The following is an 18,705-nucleotide window of genomic DNA, read 5'->3' as shown; positions in this document are numbered from 1 at the left end:
TGTAAGAATACAAATTTTAGAAGAGTTAATTTTCGGATTGGGTTCTATGAAAGATTTAGGAGCTTCTGGTGGGCCCGCGGGGATTCGAACCCCGGACCTCCGCCTCGTAAGGGCGGCGTCATGACCAACTAGACCACGGGCCCATTTCCCGATTAACAACCCTCTATTAACAATTATAAACCTTTCGGGATAGCTACTTTGTGATGATGATCTTCACGGTACCCTGAGAGGCGCTCGATGATGAGCCCCCTCTCAACTGATCATAGCTTTCTAGCAAAGGTTATATAACCTGTATGGGCTAAAACTGTCGTCTTGGGTCTCATACACTCCTTTTTGACTTCCTGATCGAATACTATCACCTCGATTGTTCTTGGCCTCATAAAGGTATCTCTAAACTCCGCAAGCTTATCATGAAGCCTCATTACCTGATTTGCACAGGGTGTATAAGCAATGAAAAACCCTCCAGGCTTCAAGGCCTTGATTGCATGCTCAACGACCCTCTCTGGCTGGGGTAAATCAAGTACTATATGGTCTACATTTTCCTCGTCGATGCCATCGTATATATTTTTGAGCTTTATCGTGACTCTATCCTCAAATCCTGCTAATTTTATATTCTCCCAAGCTAACTTTGCGAAATCTTCCCTAATCTCGTAGCTAACGATTTTTCCCTGAGGTCCGACTATATTAGCAAGGAATAAAGTTAGAGCACCACTTCCAACTCCCGCTTCAACAATGAAGTCTCCTGGGGAGATTCCAGCATAAGCAACTATTAATGCTGCATCTTTGGGATGAACTATCTGTGGGCCCCTCTTCATCTTATCTAAATAATCCACTATCCTGGGCTTTAGGATCTTAAACACGTGTCCTTTATGACTCTTAATGCTATCTCCGAAGTTCTTTCCTATAACATCTCCAAGCTTAATTATCCCCAGATCCGTGTGAAAATCCTTTGGAGTAGCGGTAACTAAGTACCTCTTACCCCTGGGATCTACCAAGATTATTTTATCCCCTTCCCTTATCATTCCTTTTTCACCAATGTCCCCTTTTCCGATAGGTACACTATAAAGGGGCTTATCTCTTCCAATGCAGCAACACTTCTCTCCGGGGCAAGATCCACATTTAATAGATATATTGACGTCCAATCTTCAATTGGGAGGATGCTTCTACTTAAGAGTACGGTCTTTAGAGCTTCATTTCCACCAAAATAGAGATATTCTGAAAGACCCACTGTTATGAAAATAACCCTTTTGGAGGACTTTGTTAGTATCTCCCTTATCCCAGGATAATATAGTTTTATGAACTCTGATAGATCGTACGTTAGGGGTATCTCCTCAATGGTTCCCGTGTAACTTATCTTCCCAGGACCTATCTTTATCGCCTTTATCTTCCCCATAATCTTTTCCATAACCTCTGGGTATCTTTTCGGAGGGATTCTCCTTAAGTAAGTCCTGAAAAGTACATCACCTAGTCCAAAGAAATCATCTATGACTATCTCAAAATTATCAATTAGGACTGGTATTAAGTCTCCCCATAGGAACTCGTGAATGGGAAATGTGCTTGGGTACTCAATTATTGCGACATCACCATTCCTAATTTTATCTATAACCATTTTATCAATATATTTTGGTTTCATAATGATCTTCCCTCCCAAAGCATTTTTAAAATATTCAATGTTTTTAAATCTTGGGGGAAAGGATGGGAAGATTCGTTGTCTGGCCTTGCGAGCTTGATTCAAGATTAAGTAGGAAATATGGGAGGATAATTCCAAAAAATTTAGCCATTGAAAAGCCTTCTCTTGATGAGATCATTGAAGTCGCTGAAACTTTAAATCTTAAAATTGTAGAAGTTGATAGGGAAAAGCTAAATCCAAGGCTTTCGGGTATAGATGAAGAACTAAGAACATATGGAAGAATAATAATTGAAAGCCCCTATGGAAAAGTAAAGACTCTAAGGCTTATAGCTCAGAAAATTAGGGAATTTAGAAGAAGACGTTAGCTTTCCTCTATTTCTACAACTATTGCAGTTGTCGTGTCGATAACTCCATCTATATTATGGATGTCATGGAGTATCTTCCTGGTCAACTCCCCGAGGTCATTGGCCTCTATGTGTACGATGGCATCGTAGGGCCCGGTAACTGCGTCGGCTTTGGTGACACCTGGTATCTTCTTAAGCTCTTCAATTACTTTTTCTACTTTCCCTATCTCAATAGTTAACAAAACATACGCCCTAACCATTTTTCATCCCCCTTTGGTTTTCGAAAGCTTACACTTGGAGTTTGACTCTTACCTCTTATATCATTTTCCATTTGACCTTAAAGGTTAAATCTTCCAAATCCCAATTTAGAGCAAGAATGATCAAGCTCAATTCGAATATATGTGCGATATGTAAGGGAAGGAAATTACTATGTGGAAGGCCTGTTTGCCCTATATTGGAAAAGATTAGGATAGCTAGGGAAGTTACTCCTCTAGTAAATAGAGAGGATATCTTTGGATCGTCTCCGCCAAGTGTTTTTGTCGGCGAATATGGATATCCAAAGGTTAGAATAGGCCCCTTAGTGCCACCCATTGAAGGGGACACTAGCTATTTAGATAATCCTCTGAAATGGGAAAATGCCAGGATTGAAGATGTAATTAAGTTTAGATCAATTTTAGTTCTAGGTCAAACTAGGGTTCATATCGATTTAAGAAGGAGTGATAGGATTATTGAAGAACTCCAGGAACTTGCAATGTCAATAAAACCTATTGATACAGAAATGCTCCTTAAAAGGAAACCAATTCTCAAAGTTATTCCAAGTGAGTTTGCACCTCCTCTTGGACCAAGTGGGGAGGTTAAGAATTTCGAGATTGCTGAGAATCCAAAGGTTCCTAAGAAAGTTGAGAGAGTTGTAGGGGATGAAATAAAAGCTAAAGATGCAGTAATAACCCTTTATGAGTCAGGCTTCGATGAATACTATATCATCAGGTTGCTATCTGTTGGTTTACTTGGTTTAAAACCCAGGATAGTTCCCACTAGGTGGAGCATTACTGCGGTTCAGGATACCTTGGGAAATTACCTAAGAAAGTCTATCCTCAATTTCGAGCCAATTGAGACTTACGAAGTTTATACATCTGAATTCTTGGGGAATAGGTATGTTATCCTTTTAATGCCTAGAAGGTACTCCTTTGAATTGCTGGAGGTCTGGCTTAAAGGTTCTCTGTTCGGGAGTGAGGATCCTGTCGTACTGCATGACTGTGAAGACTATAGAGGGATAAAGGGATATGCGGAAGAGACTACAGGCGCTTATTATGCAGCGAGACTAAGCGTTCTGGAACACCTTAGAAGAAGAAAAAGGCAGGCTAGTGCAATAGTTTTTAGGGAGGTTACTCCGGCATATTATACTCCGGTTGGGGTTTGGCAGATAAGGGTAGGGGTTAAAAAAGCTCTTGAAGGAATACCAGAAAAGTTTTATACCCTTGAAGATGCTTTAAATAGATTAAGAGTTAAATTGAAGCATCCCTTGGAGAGATATCTAGCTAGAAGTTGGATACTTAAACAGTTAAATCAGCGCTCTATAACTTCTTTCCTGGGGGTTAGATCATGAAAAAGAAAATTTTGAGGATAATTGGGAAGAGGAAGTTAGTTTTAATGAGCAGAAGAGAGGAGCTAAGCTACAACATCAAGTATATATCTAAGGTTCCAGTAAGGATAGTTATGGATAAAGATTTCTTGAAAGTCAGGCCCGAGACTCCCCTCTTCGATCTAATTTCCAGATTTAGTAGTGAAGAGACCTCTGCAGTAGTAGTCGATGACGAGGGAAAACTCATAGGGTTCATAACTATGAAGGACCTACTCCATTACTTCGTTCCCCCCAGGAGATATTCAATAGCGGGTTTTGGAATGCTAAAAAAGTATACCCTTAGTAGGGCTACTAGGGTTGAAGATATCATGATTAGGCGGCCGATAGTTATCAACGTTAACGATGACCTTGGTCAAGCGATAAAGCTTATGGTTGAAACGGGAAAGCACCATCTTCCAGTTATTGATAGGGAGAGAAGGGTTCATGGGCTTCTTGAAGTTAAGGATATCATAAGACTGATAAGAATAGTATCATCATAAAATTGAAACGTTACTTTTTAGGCAAAATTTACTTAGTCCTCTTGAATTTTGTGTGAATTTTTAAATTTTTAAAATGCACGAATACGAACTAATTTAATTTTATTGTACATATACTTTAGAAAATAATTAACAACATTTATAAATCAACAACTTTTGAATTGACGAAACATATGACACAACATGTGAAAGTTTTTGTTACTAAATGTTACTCCCATATTTAAATTAGGCCGTAGAAATGTTTTAAAATGTTAAATCTTATTGTACCTAGGTGAAATCAAATTTGCTTAACCTTGAAAATGAAGGGGAGGTTAAAGGAGATCACCGAAGAAATCAACAAGTTAACATCAATACCAAATGAAGATATCATAAGTGCAATTAGAAAAATTAACAAAAAGGTTACTTGTCCCTATTGTAATTCGGATCATGTTGTCAAGATTGGATTCATATATCGGAGGAATAATATCAAGATTCAAAGGTTTAAATGTCAAAAGTGTGGAAAAACTTTTAGTGAGCTAGATGGGACACCATTAAAGGGTGTTCACTCTCTCAAGGATATCATCCTTGTTGCATATCTAGTTTTAATGCTAGGTATGCCACCTTCATCGATAAGTAGGGTACTTGGAATCAATAGATCACGGGTATATAGAATGTATGAGAGGATCACTGGGCATAAAAAATTTTTCAGGGAATTACTCAATATATTACTAGATGATCAATAATCAAGCTATCTCTTTAAATATTGTGTATGTAACCTAGCACTAAGTTCTTACTCCGAACTATTGTCCCTCCAGCTTGAAAGTCTTCTGTACATGATCATACCTTAGATTTATAAATATACAATTTTTGAAACTTTGAAAAATATGGGGTAAAAATTGGATTATATGATACTAAATGTTATAGCTATATTTAAACAATAATGCCGAAATGTTTTAAAATGATAGATACGTTATAAAGTTTGGCGGAGGTGGAATGCTAATGGAAATATCAGAAGTGATAGGGAAAGAGAAGATAAGCGTGCTCGTTGAGTATACCTCGGATGATATAATTGGCCCTACTTTATTTGCAATGTTGAATAAAATTAGGGAGACTTATAGAGAGGATGCCCTAATTATAATAACTGACTTCTTAGATACGCTACCCATTTGCAGATATCATGCTGAACTCATTGGAGTGAGAACTGAAGTTATCGATAAATCGGCCATAATCAAGGTTGGTGGGAAGATAAACAGTGGGAACGTGCTCTATAAGATACCAATTTCAAGTTATCCAGTTTACAAGACATTATATGAGGAAACATTGGAGAAAGTTTTGGAGAGCGTTGACACACATAGAGGGTTCTTTGTAAACGTTCAAATTGGGATTGAAAATTTAATGAATATCTTTGAAAAGAAAGAGTTAATAGAACAGATTCACGATATAGGGGAGTATATTGTGACTAAAAACAAGGATATTAGAGATCTCGTCTTCATAAACGTTGAATCTTTGAGAAATACCTCGATTGAAGTGCTTTCATTGCTTCGTACAATCTTTCCAGTAGTAGTTAAGCTCATGAACAATGGGAGATCCTTTGTCGTTGAAAAGAGCGTATTACCTAGCTTGAGGGGGAGCGTTGGTACAATATGGTGAGGTGAGGGGGATGAAATTCAGTAGAAAATTAACGCTTTCAATATTCATTCCACTAGTTCTGGTGGTAATAACGGCTATAATAATCCAAAATATTGCAATATCCGATCTATACGACAATCTTGAGAAGACAATGGAAGCTGTAAGAGCTGGAGCAAGCATACAGACGGTTCAGAGTACAATAGAGTTTGCGAAGTCTCAGCTGAAGAAAACCCTATGGATGAGCATTGGTGTTATGACCATAGTCGCGGGGGTATCAGGGGTCATCGGTTTCAGGATAATGAACTCTGTTATGAAACCGGTAAGCGAAATGGCAAAAGTTGCCGAGGAGATCGCCGATGGAAAGCTTAGCCATGCTGGAGAATTGATATCGAGGATTAAATATAGAGAGAAAGATGAAATAGGGAAGTTACTTGAAGGATTCAGGGCAATATCTACCGAGGTTCTTCAGACGTTAGAGGTAATAACTGATAGAATGGAGAAGATCTCCAAGGGTGATGTTACTGAAGAGCTAACCCTTCATGCAAAGGGAGATTTTGAATCTATTTTGAACTCAATGAGGAAAACGATAGTTCAATTGAGGAACTTAATGAAGACCGTGAGGGATCTAGCGGTAACATTAGAGACGAGGGCCGACGATTTAGCTAGAATATCCTCTGAGATTACGGAAGCAGTTAACCAAGTTGCCGAGGCCATACAGCAGGTAAGCACCGAGGCCCAGAGGCAACAGGAGAACATAACTCAGATAATGGATGGTATGAACCTGACAGCTGATGTTACTCAGAGAACGGTTGAGGCTATGGAAGAGTTCAGTAGTGTCGTAAATGAGGTCATATCCATAGCCAGGGAGGGTAAGGAGAAGGGTGAGAAGGCGATATCTCAAGTTGGCGATATCCAAAATGCAATGAGGGTAATTAGTCAAGCAGTTCAAGAGGTTGCAGAGATGAGCAAGAACGTTGGCGAGATAATTAATGCAATAGCTGACATAGCTGAGCAAACTAACTTGCTAGCATTAAACGCTGCAATAGAAGCCGCTAGGGCCGGTGAACTTGGAAGGGGATTTGCGGTGGTTGCTCAAGAAGTTAGAAACCTTGCCGAAGAAAGTAAAGAAGCAGCAGAAAGGATAAGGGAAATACTCAACCAGATCCAGGATAAAGTAGAAAAAGCCGTTGAAGAAACTGAAAAGGGAGTTAAAATCGTTGATAATTCAGTGGACTTCCTTAGGGAGACGGTTGGTTACCTTATGAACGTTGGTGAGCTCCTTGATGATGTTGAAGATAAGTTACAGGCCGTTAAAAGCGAATTAGCGAACACCCAGGAGCATGTTGAAAATGCTAAGAAGGCCCTAGAAAACTTAGCCGCTAGCGCTGAAGAAACCACGGCCAGTGCAGAGGAAGTTAGTGCAAGCGCTGAAGAACAGGCCTCCTCGTTGGAAGAGGTTAGGAGGAACATAGTTGAACTTAGGGATATAGTTAAAAAGCTTAGGGAAGCCGTTGAGTTTATTAAGGTTGAAAAGGAGGAGAGGTGATTGGTTAAATGTATCAGGAATTTTTTACATTTATCCCTGTAGATATAGAGGAGTTGGATAAGGCATTTGGAGGTGGACTTATAAGAGGGGCCACGATCTCCATAATGTACGATGCCTTCTCGCTGGGGTGGGCCCTTGGCTTTGAGATGGTTAAAAATTTGATCCGTAGAAACTCCTTCGGAGTAATTCATAACTACAATCTACCAACAATTAAGCTAATATCAAGGGCTTCGTTCGTTGGCTTAAATATTCAAGAGCTAGCTAAAAGGAAGGAGATAATGATACTTGATGTCTTTGGCTCAAAGTACGATGTCCCACCCTATGCCGATTACGTCCTTCAGGTTCCAAATCCAACTCCAGAGACGTTAAATCCAAAGATCGAGAGCGTGTATGAGAATAAAATATTCCAAGTTGCTGGTGATAGGAGGATAGTAAAGTTGGTATATACCTTGGATGGAGTGGCAACAATGTTCGGAGAGGAAGTTGCAATTAAGCTCCTCAATGGTGAGCTAGCTTGGCTGGCCAAGATGTATGGAAAGAGGAATGTTATGACCATATTGCTTCTAAATGTTGATATGGTGTCAAAGAAGTTCATAGCTTGGACTTCTGGGGTTTCTGATATAGTTATAACTTTCCAGTCATTAACTGAGGAAAGGGAGGGTGAATTGGTCGAGAGGATGACAGTGATTAAGTCCCTAAATCCAGAATTTGAGCCAACAAGCTATGAATTTAGAGTCACAGCAACGGGCACGGGTTCTCATGCTTTAGACTTCCGGAAGATTGAGAATAAAAGGGATAAGTAACACTTTTTAAACTTTGTAAATTCCTTTCATATTGATGAACGTTATTGAGGTGAGGAATTTAAGGAAGTTGTACCCAAAGAAAATTCCCCTTCCTTTTAGGAAGGTTGAATGGTTTGAGGCTTTAAAGGGGATAACATTTAGGGTAAAGAAAGGTGAGTTATTTGGCCTTTTAGGTCCCAATGGAGCTGGGAAGACAACTACAATAAAAATTCTTACAACTTTATTGGAGCCAAGTTCTGGAGAGGCTAAAGTTCTCGGCCTTGATGTGGTTAAGGATGCTCGTGAGATTAGGAAGAGAATAAACCTTGTAGCTGAGGGGGAAAGAACGCTCTATTGGAGGTTAACTGCATATGAGAACTTAAGGTACTTTGCAAGCATATATTATATTCCAAGGAGGGAGGCCGAAAAAAGAATAGAGGAACTACTTAAGATGGTTGGGCTGTGGGATAGGAGGAACGATTTAGTTATGAATTACTCGAGGGGAATGAAGCAAAGATTGGCCATAGCAAAGGCCTTGATAAACGATCCTGAAGTTCTATTTCTAGATGAGCCTACCCTAGGTTTAGACGTTCAAAGTGCAGTTTTCGTTAGGGAACTCGTTAGGAGATTAGTGGATGAGGAAGGAAAAACCGTTCTCCTAACGACTCACTATATGAATGAAGCTGAAGAACTCTGTGACAGAATAGCAATAATTGACCATGGAAAAATAATAGCCCTTAACACTCCCGAAGGCTTGAAGAGGATGGTGAGGAATGATACAATAGTAGAGGTTAGGGTTAGGAATTATCCTGGGGTTAATCCCTTTGGATTGGTTAAAGTTGATGATAGGAATGGGGTTGTAATACTAAGGGGGAGCTTGGAGGAGGAAGAGATTCCTAAGCTGGTTGAGTTTCTGGTTAAAAGTAATGCAAAGGTTCTTTCGGTCGAAGTGAAGGAGCCAACCTTGGAGGACGTCTTCATAAAGCTTACTGGGAGGGGGCTTAGGGATTGAGCCTTTCAGCAATTATAGAGAAGGAGTTTAGGATGTTCTTTAGGTATCCTTTAAGGGTTATAAGCTCAGTTTTAGTTGGATTGGTTTTCCTACTCCAATTTGTTTATTTTGGTCAAGCCATCCTAGGGGGTAGGTTCTCCGGACTGCTAAAAAATGCTACAGGAATCGGTGACTATCCTACCTATGTACTAATAGGCTACGTTCTCTGGTGGATCTCTGCATCTCCGATGGAAGCTTCAGTTTGGGGTGTTAGAAGGGAGCTTCAGAGGGGAACTTTTGAAAGTAATGTTATCTCCCCTACCGGAATTCTAAAGATGGTTATAGGGCTCGCGGTATCTTGGATGATGATGGATTCGATTATAATGCTAATTGTATTTGGACTTGGGGTTATAATATTTAATATTAAAATTTCCGTGATTTACGTTATCAAGGTTATTCCAATTTTGTTGCTTGCCTTTGCAACTTTCCTTGGCTTTGGTATAGTTTTTGCCGGACTGGTGGTGATGCTTAAGAACATAGGGCCATTAGCTACTGTCTTTGAACTCATAATACTCTTTCTCTCAGGTGTTTTCTTTCCACTCTCAACGTTACCTGATTTTATAAGAAAAATTTCTTGGATTATCCCATTAACACACGCAGCTAGTGCGGTTAGAAAGCTCTTCCTTGGATTTAGCTACTCCTCTATAATTAGTGAGCTGAATGCAATGTTAATCCTTCTTCCAATTTACTGGATGATAAGTTTAGGGGTCTTCAAGTGGGCCGAGAGGATAACGAGGATGATGGGGTATGGGGGTTATTGAAGAGCTCGAAGCCCTAAAAGGTGTTGCAAGAAAGAATTGGAAGATACTCATAAGCTATAAGGCATGGTTTATTAGCGATATATTGATGGGTTTCTTCTTCGCTGGTAATGCCCTCTTGATTGGATTGGGACTTACGGGAAAAAGAACCTCGGAGGCCTTAGCTAAACTCTCAGGTTATTCTGATTATCTAACGTTTGCCATACTTGGGTTCATGGTATTAACTTTTGGAGTGACGTTTATGAGTGGCTTTGTGTGGAGTATCGTTGATGAGTTGTACGCTGGAACACTTGAAAGCTCTTTCGCGGCCCCTATGAGGAGGATAACGTTCTTCCTGGGAAGCATCATGGTTAGGTTGATTTTGAACCTTCTGTATATAGGGATATACATTCCCATATTTTGGATCACTTTCGGGTTGGAGGTTGATCTCATAAATTTACTCAAGGGAATTGTTGTATTAGTAATTGGGGCTTTTGGAATGATGGGCCTTGGACTCATAGCGGCTGGAATAGTTATCTACTTAAAGGATCCAGGACCTTTCATAGATATCTTGGAGATGTTAGTTTTTGCCCTAAGTGGGGCTATGTACCCAGTGAAAATTCTTCCTAAACCGTTGCAAATAATGGCCAACTTACTTCCCTATGCTCCAACGACGGAAGCCGTGAGAAAGGTTGCGTTGGTAGGACTATCAAAAAGTATAGAAGAGATACTGTACCTCCTTTTGATATCTGCTACTTATTCCCTTCTTGGAGTTATAAGTTATAGATGGGCAGAGAGAAGGGCTAGGGAAGTTGGACTTAAGAGCTATTAAATGGAAGATCTAGGTTTAATTCATTTGCTTTCTTTTTAACTTCCTCTAGGGGAATTACCGCACTTCTTGCTCCTACTTTTTGAACTGTAAGGTAAGCAAGTAGCATTCCTAATTTTGCTGAACTTACCACATCCCAGCCATTTAGAAAGCCATATATAAATCCAGCATTAAAAGAGTCTCCACCACCGGTGGTATCTACGGCCTTTGCCGACAGTCCCCTTACCTCGTAAACTTTTCCATTTTGATCTCTAACCAGAGCTCCTCCACCGTTTAGCGTTGCTATGGCTATTCTAGACTTAACTTTAGTTATATTTTTTAAGTCTCCATACTTCCTCTTGAACTCATCTTCGTTCATCATTAAGATGTCTACTTTTTCTTCAATATTCTTTGGGACTTCCATTTCTCCTGGATCAAAAGAAACAGTTAGGCCAAGATTTTTGGCCAAGGTTACAGCTTTTTCGACAAGTGAAAGGGGATTTGAAGAGAGGTGCAAATGCCTGGCAAGCTTCAAATAGTCCTCTCTTACCTCCTTAAACCTATTGGCCCCAGGGTACTTAACTATCCTTTTGTCTTCTCCGATCACCATCATTACGGCGACTCCCGTTGGTTCGTCTACGACTTTAATCCCTCTAGTATCTACTCCAATTTTCTTAAAGAATTCCAGATGCAACCTTCCAAAGTCGTCATTTCCCACAGAACCTATGAAACCAACCTTTAATCCTAGGAGAGACAACCAAGTCGCTGTATTTCCTGCGGAACCTCCTAATCCCGTATAAACTTCTTTAGCATTCACCTTTTCGTGGAACTCTGGAAATCTTTCAAGTATGAAAGTTATGTCATAGTTGAGGTTCCCCATACAAATTACATCCAGTCTCATGAATGAGAATTAAGCTCCTGGGGTATATAAGTTAAACTTCCTGAAGAACTTCGTTGTAAATCCTTTCTATCTTAACTACGATCTTATTCCAGGAATATTTTTCTTCAACGGATCTTCTTCCGTTGTTTCCGTACCATTTTCTAAGCTCTTCATTTTTTAAGAGCTTTTCAATTGCTTCTCTTAGCTTAAGTTCATTTCCGGGTGGAACTAAAAGCCCTGCACTGTTTTCCTTTATAACCTCAGGTATACCACCAACGTCTGTAGCTATAATGGGAACTCCGGAGGCCATGGCCTCAAGGATTACTATGCCGAACGCTTCCGATGATATCGAAGGTAAGACGAACACGTCGGCCATTCTGAAAACCTCTGGAAGAATATCATCAGGTACATATCCCATGAATACTACTTTATTTTCTATTCCCAGGAATTTAGTTTGAGCCTTTAAGAAGGGAAGCATCTCTCCGTTTCCAACCATTACGAGAGTTGCATCTTCTATTTTGGAGAATGCATTTAAAAGAACGTGGGGGCCTTTTCGATAACTCATTCTGCTCACGTAGAGTACCACATTCCCTTCAAGTCCAAATTTGGCCTTTATTTTCTCCTTATCCCTTGCAGGGAAGAAACGCTCATCATCGACTCCATTGGGTACTATTAAAACGGGAACCGAAGTGAAGTGTTCTATAAAGGATTTTGCAGCTTTACTTACTGCTATTATTCGATGTGAATATTTCAGGTAACTCTTAAAAAGGGGTATCGTAAACCCCAAAGTATCCCAGAGCTTTGATTCATGGGCAAAGGAAATGCTGTGAGTTGTTAGCAGGGTTCCCTTTTCCATATTCTTTCCAGCTTTTAAAGCCTTTAAGGAGAGAGGTGTGAATGCATGATGAGAATGAATTATGTCGAAGTCTTTCAAGAATTCGTTGAGCTCTTCTGAGGATTTCAATCCATAGGTTAAATTTACATCTAAAAAAGGACTTATAATTCCTGGGATCTTTATGAGCTCTATTCCATATCTCTTAAGCTCTTCTTCCTTTCCCGTGGGCCTGTTGTTTGTGACTATTCCCACTTCATGCCCTCTTTCTCTCAGCTTTATGGCTAAGTTGTGCATGTGAGTTGCGACTCCTCCTATTTTAGGATAATACCAGTCACTAACTAGAGCTATCTTCATCCCAACCACCAAGAAGCTTGTAAAATACTAGCGCACCAATTATTGAGTACTGATATTGAAACATAAATTTATAGAGGAACGCTGTTAAAGCGGTCTTCGTTGAGGAACCAATTCCTATCAGGATTCCGAGTTCATTGACTCCAACTCCAGAAGGGACTCCACTAAGTGAAGCAAAGACAACACTCATAAGGAAGGCATAGAATGCCTTTTTGGGTAGAATATTTAGTGAGAACGCTTTCCCCACGAAGATCAGACCAAAGACTTGGAAAACTATTACCGCTAGTGAAATTAAAAAAGTTATAAAAAACGTAATTTTATCCTCCTTTGCTTTCTTCCACCCTGAATAACCCCGCTGCCACCAGTTTTTGAGAACCTTTGAAATCTTCTTAATACCTATATTTTCCAATATTTCGAAGAAAGTGAGCATTATTTTGTGAAACGCCTTATCATAAATGAAACCTGTGAGGATTATTCCAATTCCGAAGAGGCCTAGCTTAGTGAATCCAAGGAATATCAGGCCAAGGGAAAGTATTATTATAACCTCCGTGGCAATTCCCAGCAAAAGGGAAGAAAAGGCTAAAAAGTAGTCCCCTCCTACAAGTTTTACCTTTGTTATATGTCCTATTGTGGGAGGTAAAATTGCCATAAGGTAATAACCACTAACAAAGGCCTGAAGGGTTCTCTTAAAGCTAGCCTTTTGAACTCTCCTTAAAATCAGGTACCATCTTAATGCACTTAATAATACCGTGAGGATTGATAAAAGAAGGGAGATCACTAAGGGAACGTAGTTTGCTTCCCTTATTACATAGGGGAGCTCCCTTACATCGATACTCTTGTATAGATAGACGAGGGAAATTAAAAAGGCTATGGGACTAAGGGCTCTTCTTAAGCTGCTTCTTTTCATTTTAAACACCTACTGTACCCTCCTGTATGGAAAGTTGGGATAAATTATAGCTCTTTTAGAGATTTCCCCTTCGATGTAAATTTATGAGAGTATGAATAAAAACTTTCCAAAGAGGTAAGTTCGGGGTTGAATTAATCAAACATCGAAATCTTTATAAAGGGAAAATAATTTAGTAACTAATGGTAACCAAAAGTGAGAGGGGGTGAGAGGATGGTGAGGAGGAGAAGGTGGGATATATGGGATCCATTCGATTTAATTAGGGAGATACAAGAAGAAATCGATGCAATGTTTGATGAATTCTTCAGCAGACCAAGGCTCTGGACTTACAGAAGGTGGAAGGAGCCAGAACTTTACGAAGAGGGAACAGGGGAAGTCTGGAGGGAGCCATTCGTTGACATATTTGACAGGGGAGATGAGCTAGTTGTCATAGCCGAGTTACCAGGAGTAAGGAAGGAGGATATAAAGGTCAGGGTCACTGAAGACAGCGTTTACATCGAAGCCATAGTAAGGAGAGAGAAAGAGCTCGAGGAGGAAGGAGCAGTTAGAGTTGAGAGATACTACAGCGGTTATAGGAGAGTAATTAGGCTTCCAGAGGAGGTTATACCAGAAAAGGCAAAGGCTAAATACAACAATGGTGTACTTGAGATAAGAATTCCAAAGAAGAACCCAACAAAGAAGGAAGGAGAGGGATTTGAAGTTAAGATCGAGTGACCTTACTTCTCTTCTCCAATTCTTGATCCGAAAATTTTATAAATCATGCAATTTTAGTAACCATTAGTAAAAAAATTAAGAGGTGATGCTAATGGTGGAGAAAAAGGAGATAAAGCTGAAGGTTGCTTCCGCTTATCAAAGGGATGTTGGTAGAGGGATTGTAAGAATTGATAGGAGAAGTATGAGAGAATTAGGAGTATCGCCAGGGGATGTTGTAGAGATTATCGGAACCAAGAATACCGCTGCTATCGTTTGGCCCGCTTATCCTGAGGATGAGGGCCTCGGAATAATCAGGATGGATGGTACCATTAGAAAGAATGCAGGGGTTGGCCTTGGGGATGAAGTTACCATAAGAAAAGCTGACGTTAAGGAAGCCAGAAAGGTAGTACTAGCCCCAACGGAGCCTATTAGGTTTGGAAGGGACTTCGTTGAGTGGCTTCACGAGAGGCTGGTAGGAAGGCCTGTAGTGAGAGGTGACTATATTAAAATTGGAGTTCTTGGCCAGGAGCTAACCTTTGTAGTTACTACAACTCAACCGAGCGGAGTTGTTCAAATAACAGAGTACACGGACTTTGATATAAGTGAAAAGCCAGTGAAAGAAGTTGAAAAGAGAATGACAACTGGAGTGACCTACGAGGATATAGGTGGACTAAAGGATGTTATCGAGAAGATCAGAGAAATGATAGAGCTACCATTAAAGCATCCAGAATTATTCGAAAAGCTGGGTATTGAGCCTCCTAAGGGTGTTCTTCTTTATGGTCCTCCTGGGACTGGTAAGACTCTCTTAGCTAAGGCCGTTGCTAATGAGGCTAATGCTTACTTTATCGCAATAAACGGGCCAGAGATAATGAGCAAATACTACGGAGAAAGCGAAGAAAGATTAAGGGAGGTGTTCAAGGAGGCCGAAGAGAACGCACCATCGATAATCTTTATTGATGAGATTGATGCAATAGCTCCAAAGAGAAGTGAGGTTACTGGAGAAGTTGAGAAGAGAGTCGTAGCCCAGCTACTTGCCTTGATGGATGGTTTGAAGGGTAGGGGTAAGGTTATTGTTATTGGGGCTACTAATAGGCCTGATGCTTTGGATCCTGCTTTGAGGAGGCCTGGGCGTTTTGATAGGGAGATTGAGGTTGGAGTGCCAGACAAGCAAGGAAGAAAAGAAATACTACAAATCCACACAAGAGGAATGCCAATAGAACCAGACTTCAGAAAAGAGGATGTACTTAAGATCCTTGAGGGGCTTAAAAAGGAAGGGAAGTTCAGGGATGTCATTGATAAGGCCATTGATAGGGTTATGAAGGTTAGCGAGGATGATATTCCTAAAGTGCTTAAGGAACTTAATGGTGAGCTATACGAGGAAGTTAGAACCAGATTAGTTGATCTATTACTTGAGGAATTGGCTGAGGTTACTCATGGTTTCGTTGGCGCTGACCTAGCAGCACTAGCCAGAGAAGCAGCAATGGCCGCACTTAGAAGGTTAATCAAGGAAGGAAAGATAGACTTTGAGGCCGAGACAATACCAAGAGAAGTCCTAGATGAACTTAAGGTAACTAGAAAGGACTTCTATGAGGCTTTGAAGATGGTTGAGCCTTCTGCTTTGAGGGAGGTCCTCATCGAAGTCCCAAACGTCCACTGGGATGACATAGGCGGATTAGAAGAAGTAAAACAAGAACTAAGAGAAGCAGTAGAATGGCCACTAAAATACCCAGAGGCCTTCAGGGCTTACGGGATCACACCTCCTAAGGGTGTTTTGTTGTATGGTCCTCCTGGGACTGGTAAGACTCTCTTAGCTAAGGCCGTTGCTACTGAGAGTGAAGCCAACTTCATAGCCGTTAGAGGCCCAGAAGTATTAAGCAAGTGGGTTGGCGAAAGCGAGAAGAACATAAGGGAAATCTTTAGGAAAGCAAGACAAGCTGCTCCAACCGTGATATTCATAGACGAAATTGATGCAATAGCCCCGAGGAGGGGAACAGATGTAAACAGAGTTACTGATAGGCTTATCAATCAATTACTCACAGAGATGGACGGAATCCAGGAGAATACGGGAGTTGTCGTTATTGCTGCTACTAATAGGCCTGATATTTTGGATCCTGCTTTGTTGAGGCCTGGGCGTTTTGATAGGCTTATTTTAGTTCCTGCTCCTGATGAGGAGGCTAGGTTTGAGATTTTCAAGGTTCACACTAGAAGCATGCCATTAGCCGATGACGTTGATTTAAGAGAATTAGCAAGGAGAACAGAAGGATACACAGGAGCAGACATAGCAGCAGTATGCAGAGAAGCAGCTATGATAGCTATGAGGAAGGCCCTTGAGAAGGGGATAATTAAGCCTGGGATGAAAGCTGACGAGATAAAGCAGAAGGCTAAAGTTACCATGAAAGACTTCGAAGAGGCACTGAAGAAGATAGGACCCTCAGTAAGCAAGGAGACCATGGAGTATTACAGAAAGATCCAAGAGCAGTTCAAGCAGGCTAGAGGATGAAGAACTAGAAGTTTTGTCAACCCTTTTCTAAAATTTTTAAGTTTTGGATTTAAGTTTGAGTTTAAAAGACCGAAAAGTATTTAACTTAGCCTAAGCATTCAGTCATGACAAAACTCCAGGAGGTGTCAAGAGATGACTGAGGAGCACGTTGTTTACATTGGAAAGAAGCCGGTTATGAACTATGTATTGGCCGTAATTACTCAGTTCCATGAGGGAGCCAAAGAGGTTAGCATCAAGGCACGTGGTAGGGCCATCAGCAGGGCCGTTGATGTAGCAGAAATAGTCAGGAACAGGTTCCTCAAGGATGATGTTGACGTTAAGGAAATCAAGATCGGAACTGAGGAGCTCCCAACAGCTGATGGGAGGACAACAAACACCTCAACCATTGAGATTGTTCTAGCTAGGAAAACTTGAATTTCATTTCCTTTCCTTTTCACTTTCACTTCTCTTAAACTTCTCAACTAGCTCGCTAAGAACTTCTTTAAATTTAAAAGCATCAACCCACTTTATCCCCATCTTCTCCGCCCATGTTAATATCCCAACATCTGCGGAGACTATTATCCCATCGATCTCTTTCGCGAGTAGTATAAGCTCGAAGTCTTCTTTACTGTCAAGAATACCCTCTCTCAAAGCTTTTCTATAATTTCTTCTAAGTTTTTGAATTATCTTGTCCACATTACTCGTGTCTATAACGCTCTCCCTCACGGCCTTTTCTGCAACCCTAAGCCCTTTATCTACCCTCCTCCTTATATCCTCTATAAGCTCATAAACTACAAATGCAGGTATTTTTATGTCGTGAACGTTGGGAGGCTTTTTTATTATGTACAACTCTATGTCTGGTGATACCTCTTCCTCCTCAACGAAATGCATAAGCTCGCGATATATCCCAGGAGGCATATAAAATTCAACTTTTCCAAACAGGTTTTCAGCGTAATGGAGGAAGGTCTTCATGGCTTCTGTTGGTGTTTCTCCAAATTTTTTCCTCACATCTGGATTTACGAATATGCTGGTATCTAGAACAAATTTAATCATAGTAATCACCTTCGTTATTATCTGTGGCCCGCCCGTAACACCCGCCCTCATCTAAGCCCTCGGCAAAATTGGGCGGGCTAACCCAGACGGGCCTGTGCCCGGCCAGGGTTACCCCCGGTCACGGCACTCCGTGACGCGGAAGGCGCCTCCCGAGGGGACCTCGCTAAGGCCGGGCTGTCGCCCCCGCGTCGCACCTGGCCTCATTAAGCTCGGCCAAGCCCTCGCTTGCGGGGGCATTGTAAAATTACATCTTAAGCATTTATAATGTTGACCTCAGGTAATTATCACTTGAAGTTATAGAAAATTTTATATAAAATAATGACTAAATTACGTACGGTGTTGCTCAGTGACAAGGCTACGGATGGTAATAGTACTAGTTACATTATGGATAGCAATGTCAGCTAACCTTGCAGTAGCAAATGAAAAGGTATTAATAGAAAGAGTAACTCCCGGAGTAAAGACCGAGTACTGGACCTTGGAAAAGATAGAGCTGCAAACGATTCACTATGGTCCGTGGCAAATAGCGGCAATTAATCATTGTCAAGGTTCATCTGCAACTTGTTCTGTCTCAAAGGAAGTCCAATATTGTACATCTGTATCAATATCTGGGAGTGTAAAAGTTGGCATTGAAGTAATAGAGTCCGAATTAGGCTTTGAAATTGGAAGAAGAACATATTGCGAATCAACGGAATGCAGTGTTACATGTCCCGGCAATACCGATGCAGTTCTAGAGTGGAGGTATGTAAAACCTGTAAAAGCGATAATTCAAAGGAAACACATTGTATACCCTGATGGACATGAGGAGTTAGGGGAAAGAACCTATGCTTATGTGGTGTTACCTATGGCTCCAGAATGTAGATCATACTGTAAACAGGTTGGGTGAAGA

At 40.7% G+C, this 18,705-nt stretch carries 21 protein-coding genes and 1 tRNA gene; 14 read left to right on the top strand and 8 right to left on the bottom strand.

All coding sequences use genetic code 11. The features are described 5' to 3' along the window. Positions 1–66 precede the first annotated feature (66 nt). The 3 genes from PH_RS08775 to PH_RS08765 form a co-directional block, all read right to left on the bottom strand. Positions 67–143, bottom strand: a tRNA-Val gene (locus tag PH_RS08775). Positions 144–260: 117 nt separating this feature from the next. Continuing rightward, on the bottom strand, positions 261–1,022 hold the full coding sequence (locus PH_RS08770; RefSeq protein WP_010885917.1) for a tRNA (adenine-N1)-methyltransferase: 762 nt from the start codon (positions 1,020–1,022) through the stop codon (positions 261–263). Further along, positions 1,019–1,633, bottom strand: coding sequence for a DUF257 family protein (locus PH_RS08765; protein WP_010885916.1), 615 nt, complete (start codon positions 1,631–1,633; stop codon positions 1,019–1,021). Before PH_RS08765 ends, PH_RS08770 begins: the two co-directional genes overlap by 4 nt. 62 nt (positions 1,634–1,695) lie before the next feature. Between PH_RS08765 and PH_RS08760 the strand changes: the two genes are divergently transcribed. Next, a complete protein-coding gene (locus tag PH_RS08760) occupies positions 1,696–1,995 on the top strand; it encodes a signal recognition particle protein Srp19 (RefSeq protein WP_010885915.1) in 300 nt (99 codons plus the stop codon). Here PH_RS08760 and PH_RS08755 read toward each other — a convergent pair. Beyond that, entirely contained in the window at positions 1,992–2,234 is a 243-nt protein-coding gene (locus PH_RS08755; RefSeq protein WP_010885914.1) for an Lrp/AsnC family transcriptional regulator, read from the bottom strand. The two genes, PH_RS08760 and PH_RS08755, sit on opposite strands and share 4 nt — an antisense overlap. A 116-nt stretch (positions 2,235–2,350) precedes the next feature. On the opposite strand from PH_RS08755, the gene PH_RS08750 reads away from it, so the two are divergent. The 9 genes from PH_RS08750 (at position 2,351) to PH_RS08710 (ending at position 10,648) form a co-directional block, all read left to right on the top strand. Continuing rightward, positions 2,351–3,580: an Nre family DNA repair protein gene (locus PH_RS08750; protein WP_010885913.1), complete on the top strand. Its 1,230-nt coding sequence runs from the start codon at positions 2,351–2,353 to the stop codon at positions 3,578–3,580. After that, complete coding sequence (locus PH_RS08745) at positions 3,577–4,095, top strand: CBS domain-containing protein (RefSeq protein ID WP_010885912.1); 519 nt, start codon at positions 3,577–3,579, stop codon at positions 4,093–4,095. Before PH_RS08750 ends, PH_RS08745 begins: the two co-directional genes overlap by 4 nt. A 296-nt stretch (positions 4,096–4,391) precedes the next feature. Further along, the gene (locus PH_RS08740) at positions 4,392–4,814 is read left to right on the top strand and encodes an IS1/IS1595 family N-terminal zinc-binding domain-containing protein (RefSeq protein ID WP_010885911.1); all 423 of its coding nucleotides are present in this window, start codon (positions 4,392–4,394) and stop codon (positions 4,812–4,814) included. A 256-nt stretch (positions 4,815–5,070) separates the two neighbouring features. Then, a complete protein-coding gene (locus PH_RS08735; protein ID WP_048053614.1) occupies positions 5,071–5,721 on the top strand; it encodes a DUF257 family protein in 651 nt (216 codons plus the stop codon). 10 nt (positions 5,722–5,731) lie between these two features. Further along, positions 5,732–7,246, top strand: a complete 1,515-nt coding sequence (locus PH_RS08730) for a methyl-accepting chemotaxis protein (protein WP_048053497.1) — start codon at positions 5,732–5,734, stop codon at positions 7,244–7,246. A gap of 8 nt (positions 7,247–7,254) precedes the next feature. Beyond that, positions 7,255–8,049 (top strand): RAD55 family ATPase, encoded by a 795-nt coding sequence (locus PH_RS08725; protein ID WP_010885908.1) that lies wholly within the window; start codon positions 7,255–7,257, stop codon positions 8,047–8,049. A gap of 34 nt (positions 8,050–8,083) precedes the next feature. Beyond that, on the top strand, positions 8,084–9,040 hold the full coding sequence (locus tag PH_RS08720) for a daunorubicin resistance protein DrrA family ABC transporter ATP-binding protein (RefSeq protein ID WP_010885907.1): 957 nt from the start codon (positions 8,084–8,086) through the stop codon (positions 9,038–9,040). A gap of 32 nt (positions 9,041–9,072) precedes the next feature. Continuing rightward, positions 9,073–9,840, top strand: coding sequence for an ABC transporter permease (locus tag PH_RS08715; protein WP_010885906.1), 768 nt, complete (start codon positions 9,073–9,075; stop codon positions 9,838–9,840). Continuing rightward, positions 9,827–10,648, top strand: coding sequence for an ABC transporter permease (locus tag PH_RS08710; protein ID WP_010885905.1), 822 nt, complete (start codon positions 9,827–9,829; stop codon positions 10,646–10,648). Before PH_RS08715 ends, PH_RS08710 begins: the two co-directional genes overlap by 14 nt. Here PH_RS08710 and PH_RS08705 read toward each other — a convergent pair. Genes PH_RS08705 through PH_RS08695 form a run of 3 tightly spaced genes read right to left on the bottom strand, consistent with a single transcriptional unit; the run spans position 10,635 to position 13,597 of the window. Then, complete coding sequence (locus PH_RS08705) at positions 10,635–11,525, bottom strand: ADP-dependent ribose-1-phosphate kinase (protein ID WP_010885904.1); 891 nt, start codon at positions 11,523–11,525, stop codon at positions 10,635–10,637. The genes PH_RS08710 and PH_RS08705 overlap by 14 nt on opposite strands. Before the next feature lie 31 nt (positions 11,526–11,556). After that, the gene (locus tag PH_RS08700; protein WP_048053496.1) at positions 11,557–12,693 is read right to left on the bottom strand and encodes a glycosyltransferase family 4 protein; all 1,137 of its coding nucleotides are present in this window, start codon (positions 12,691–12,693) and stop codon (positions 11,557–11,559) included. Further along, positions 12,674–13,597, bottom strand: a complete 924-nt coding sequence (locus PH_RS08695) for a lysylphosphatidylglycerol synthase domain-containing protein (RefSeq protein WP_048053495.1) — start codon at positions 13,595–13,597, stop codon at positions 12,674–12,676. Before PH_RS08695 ends, PH_RS08700 begins: the two co-directional genes overlap by 20 nt. Positions 13,598–13,807: 210 nt before the next feature. Between PH_RS08695 and PH_RS08690 the strand changes: the two genes are divergently transcribed. The 3 genes from PH_RS08690 (at position 13,808) to albA (ending at position 17,201) form a co-directional block, all read left to right on the top strand. Next, positions 13,808–14,308 (top strand): Hsp20/alpha crystallin family protein, encoded by a 501-nt coding sequence (locus PH_RS08690; protein WP_048053494.1) that lies wholly within the window; start codon positions 13,808–13,810, stop codon positions 14,306–14,308. A gap of 91 nt (positions 14,309–14,399) precedes the next feature. Further along, positions 14,400–16,787: a CDC48 family AAA ATPase gene (locus PH_RS08685; protein WP_048053493.1), complete on the top strand. Its 2,388-nt coding sequence runs from the start codon at positions 14,400–14,402 to the stop codon at positions 16,785–16,787. 132 nt (positions 16,788–16,919) lie between these two features. Beyond that, positions 16,920–17,201, top strand: coding sequence for a DNA-binding protein Alba (gene albA / locus PH_RS08680; RefSeq protein ID WP_010885899.1), 282 nt, complete (start codon positions 16,920–16,922; stop codon positions 17,199–17,201). A gap of 3 nt (positions 17,202–17,204) precedes the next feature. Here albA and PH_RS08675 read toward each other — a convergent pair whose 3' ends face one another. Next, complete coding sequence (locus PH_RS08675; RefSeq protein ID WP_048053492.1) at positions 17,205–17,819, bottom strand: RNA ligase partner protein; 615 nt, start codon at positions 17,817–17,819, stop codon at positions 17,205–17,207. A 346-nt stretch (positions 17,820–18,165) separates the two neighbouring features. Between PH_RS08675 and PH_RS08670 the strand changes: the two genes are divergently transcribed. Further along, positions 18,166–18,702 carry a hypothetical protein gene (locus PH_RS08670; protein ID WP_010885897.1) on the top strand — a complete coding sequence of 179 codons (537 nt, stop codon included), beginning with the start codon at positions 18,166–18,168 and terminating at the stop codon, positions 18,700–18,702. Positions 18,703–18,705 lie beyond the last annotated feature (3 nt).

Source organism: Pyrococcus horikoshii OT3 (genome assembly GCF_000011105.1).
GTDB lineage: Archaea > Methanobacteriota_B > Thermococci > Thermococcales > Thermococcaceae > Pyrococcus > Pyrococcus horikoshii.
Note: the sequence above shows the minus strand (reverse complement) of the source record. Positions and strands in the feature narration are given on the sequence as shown.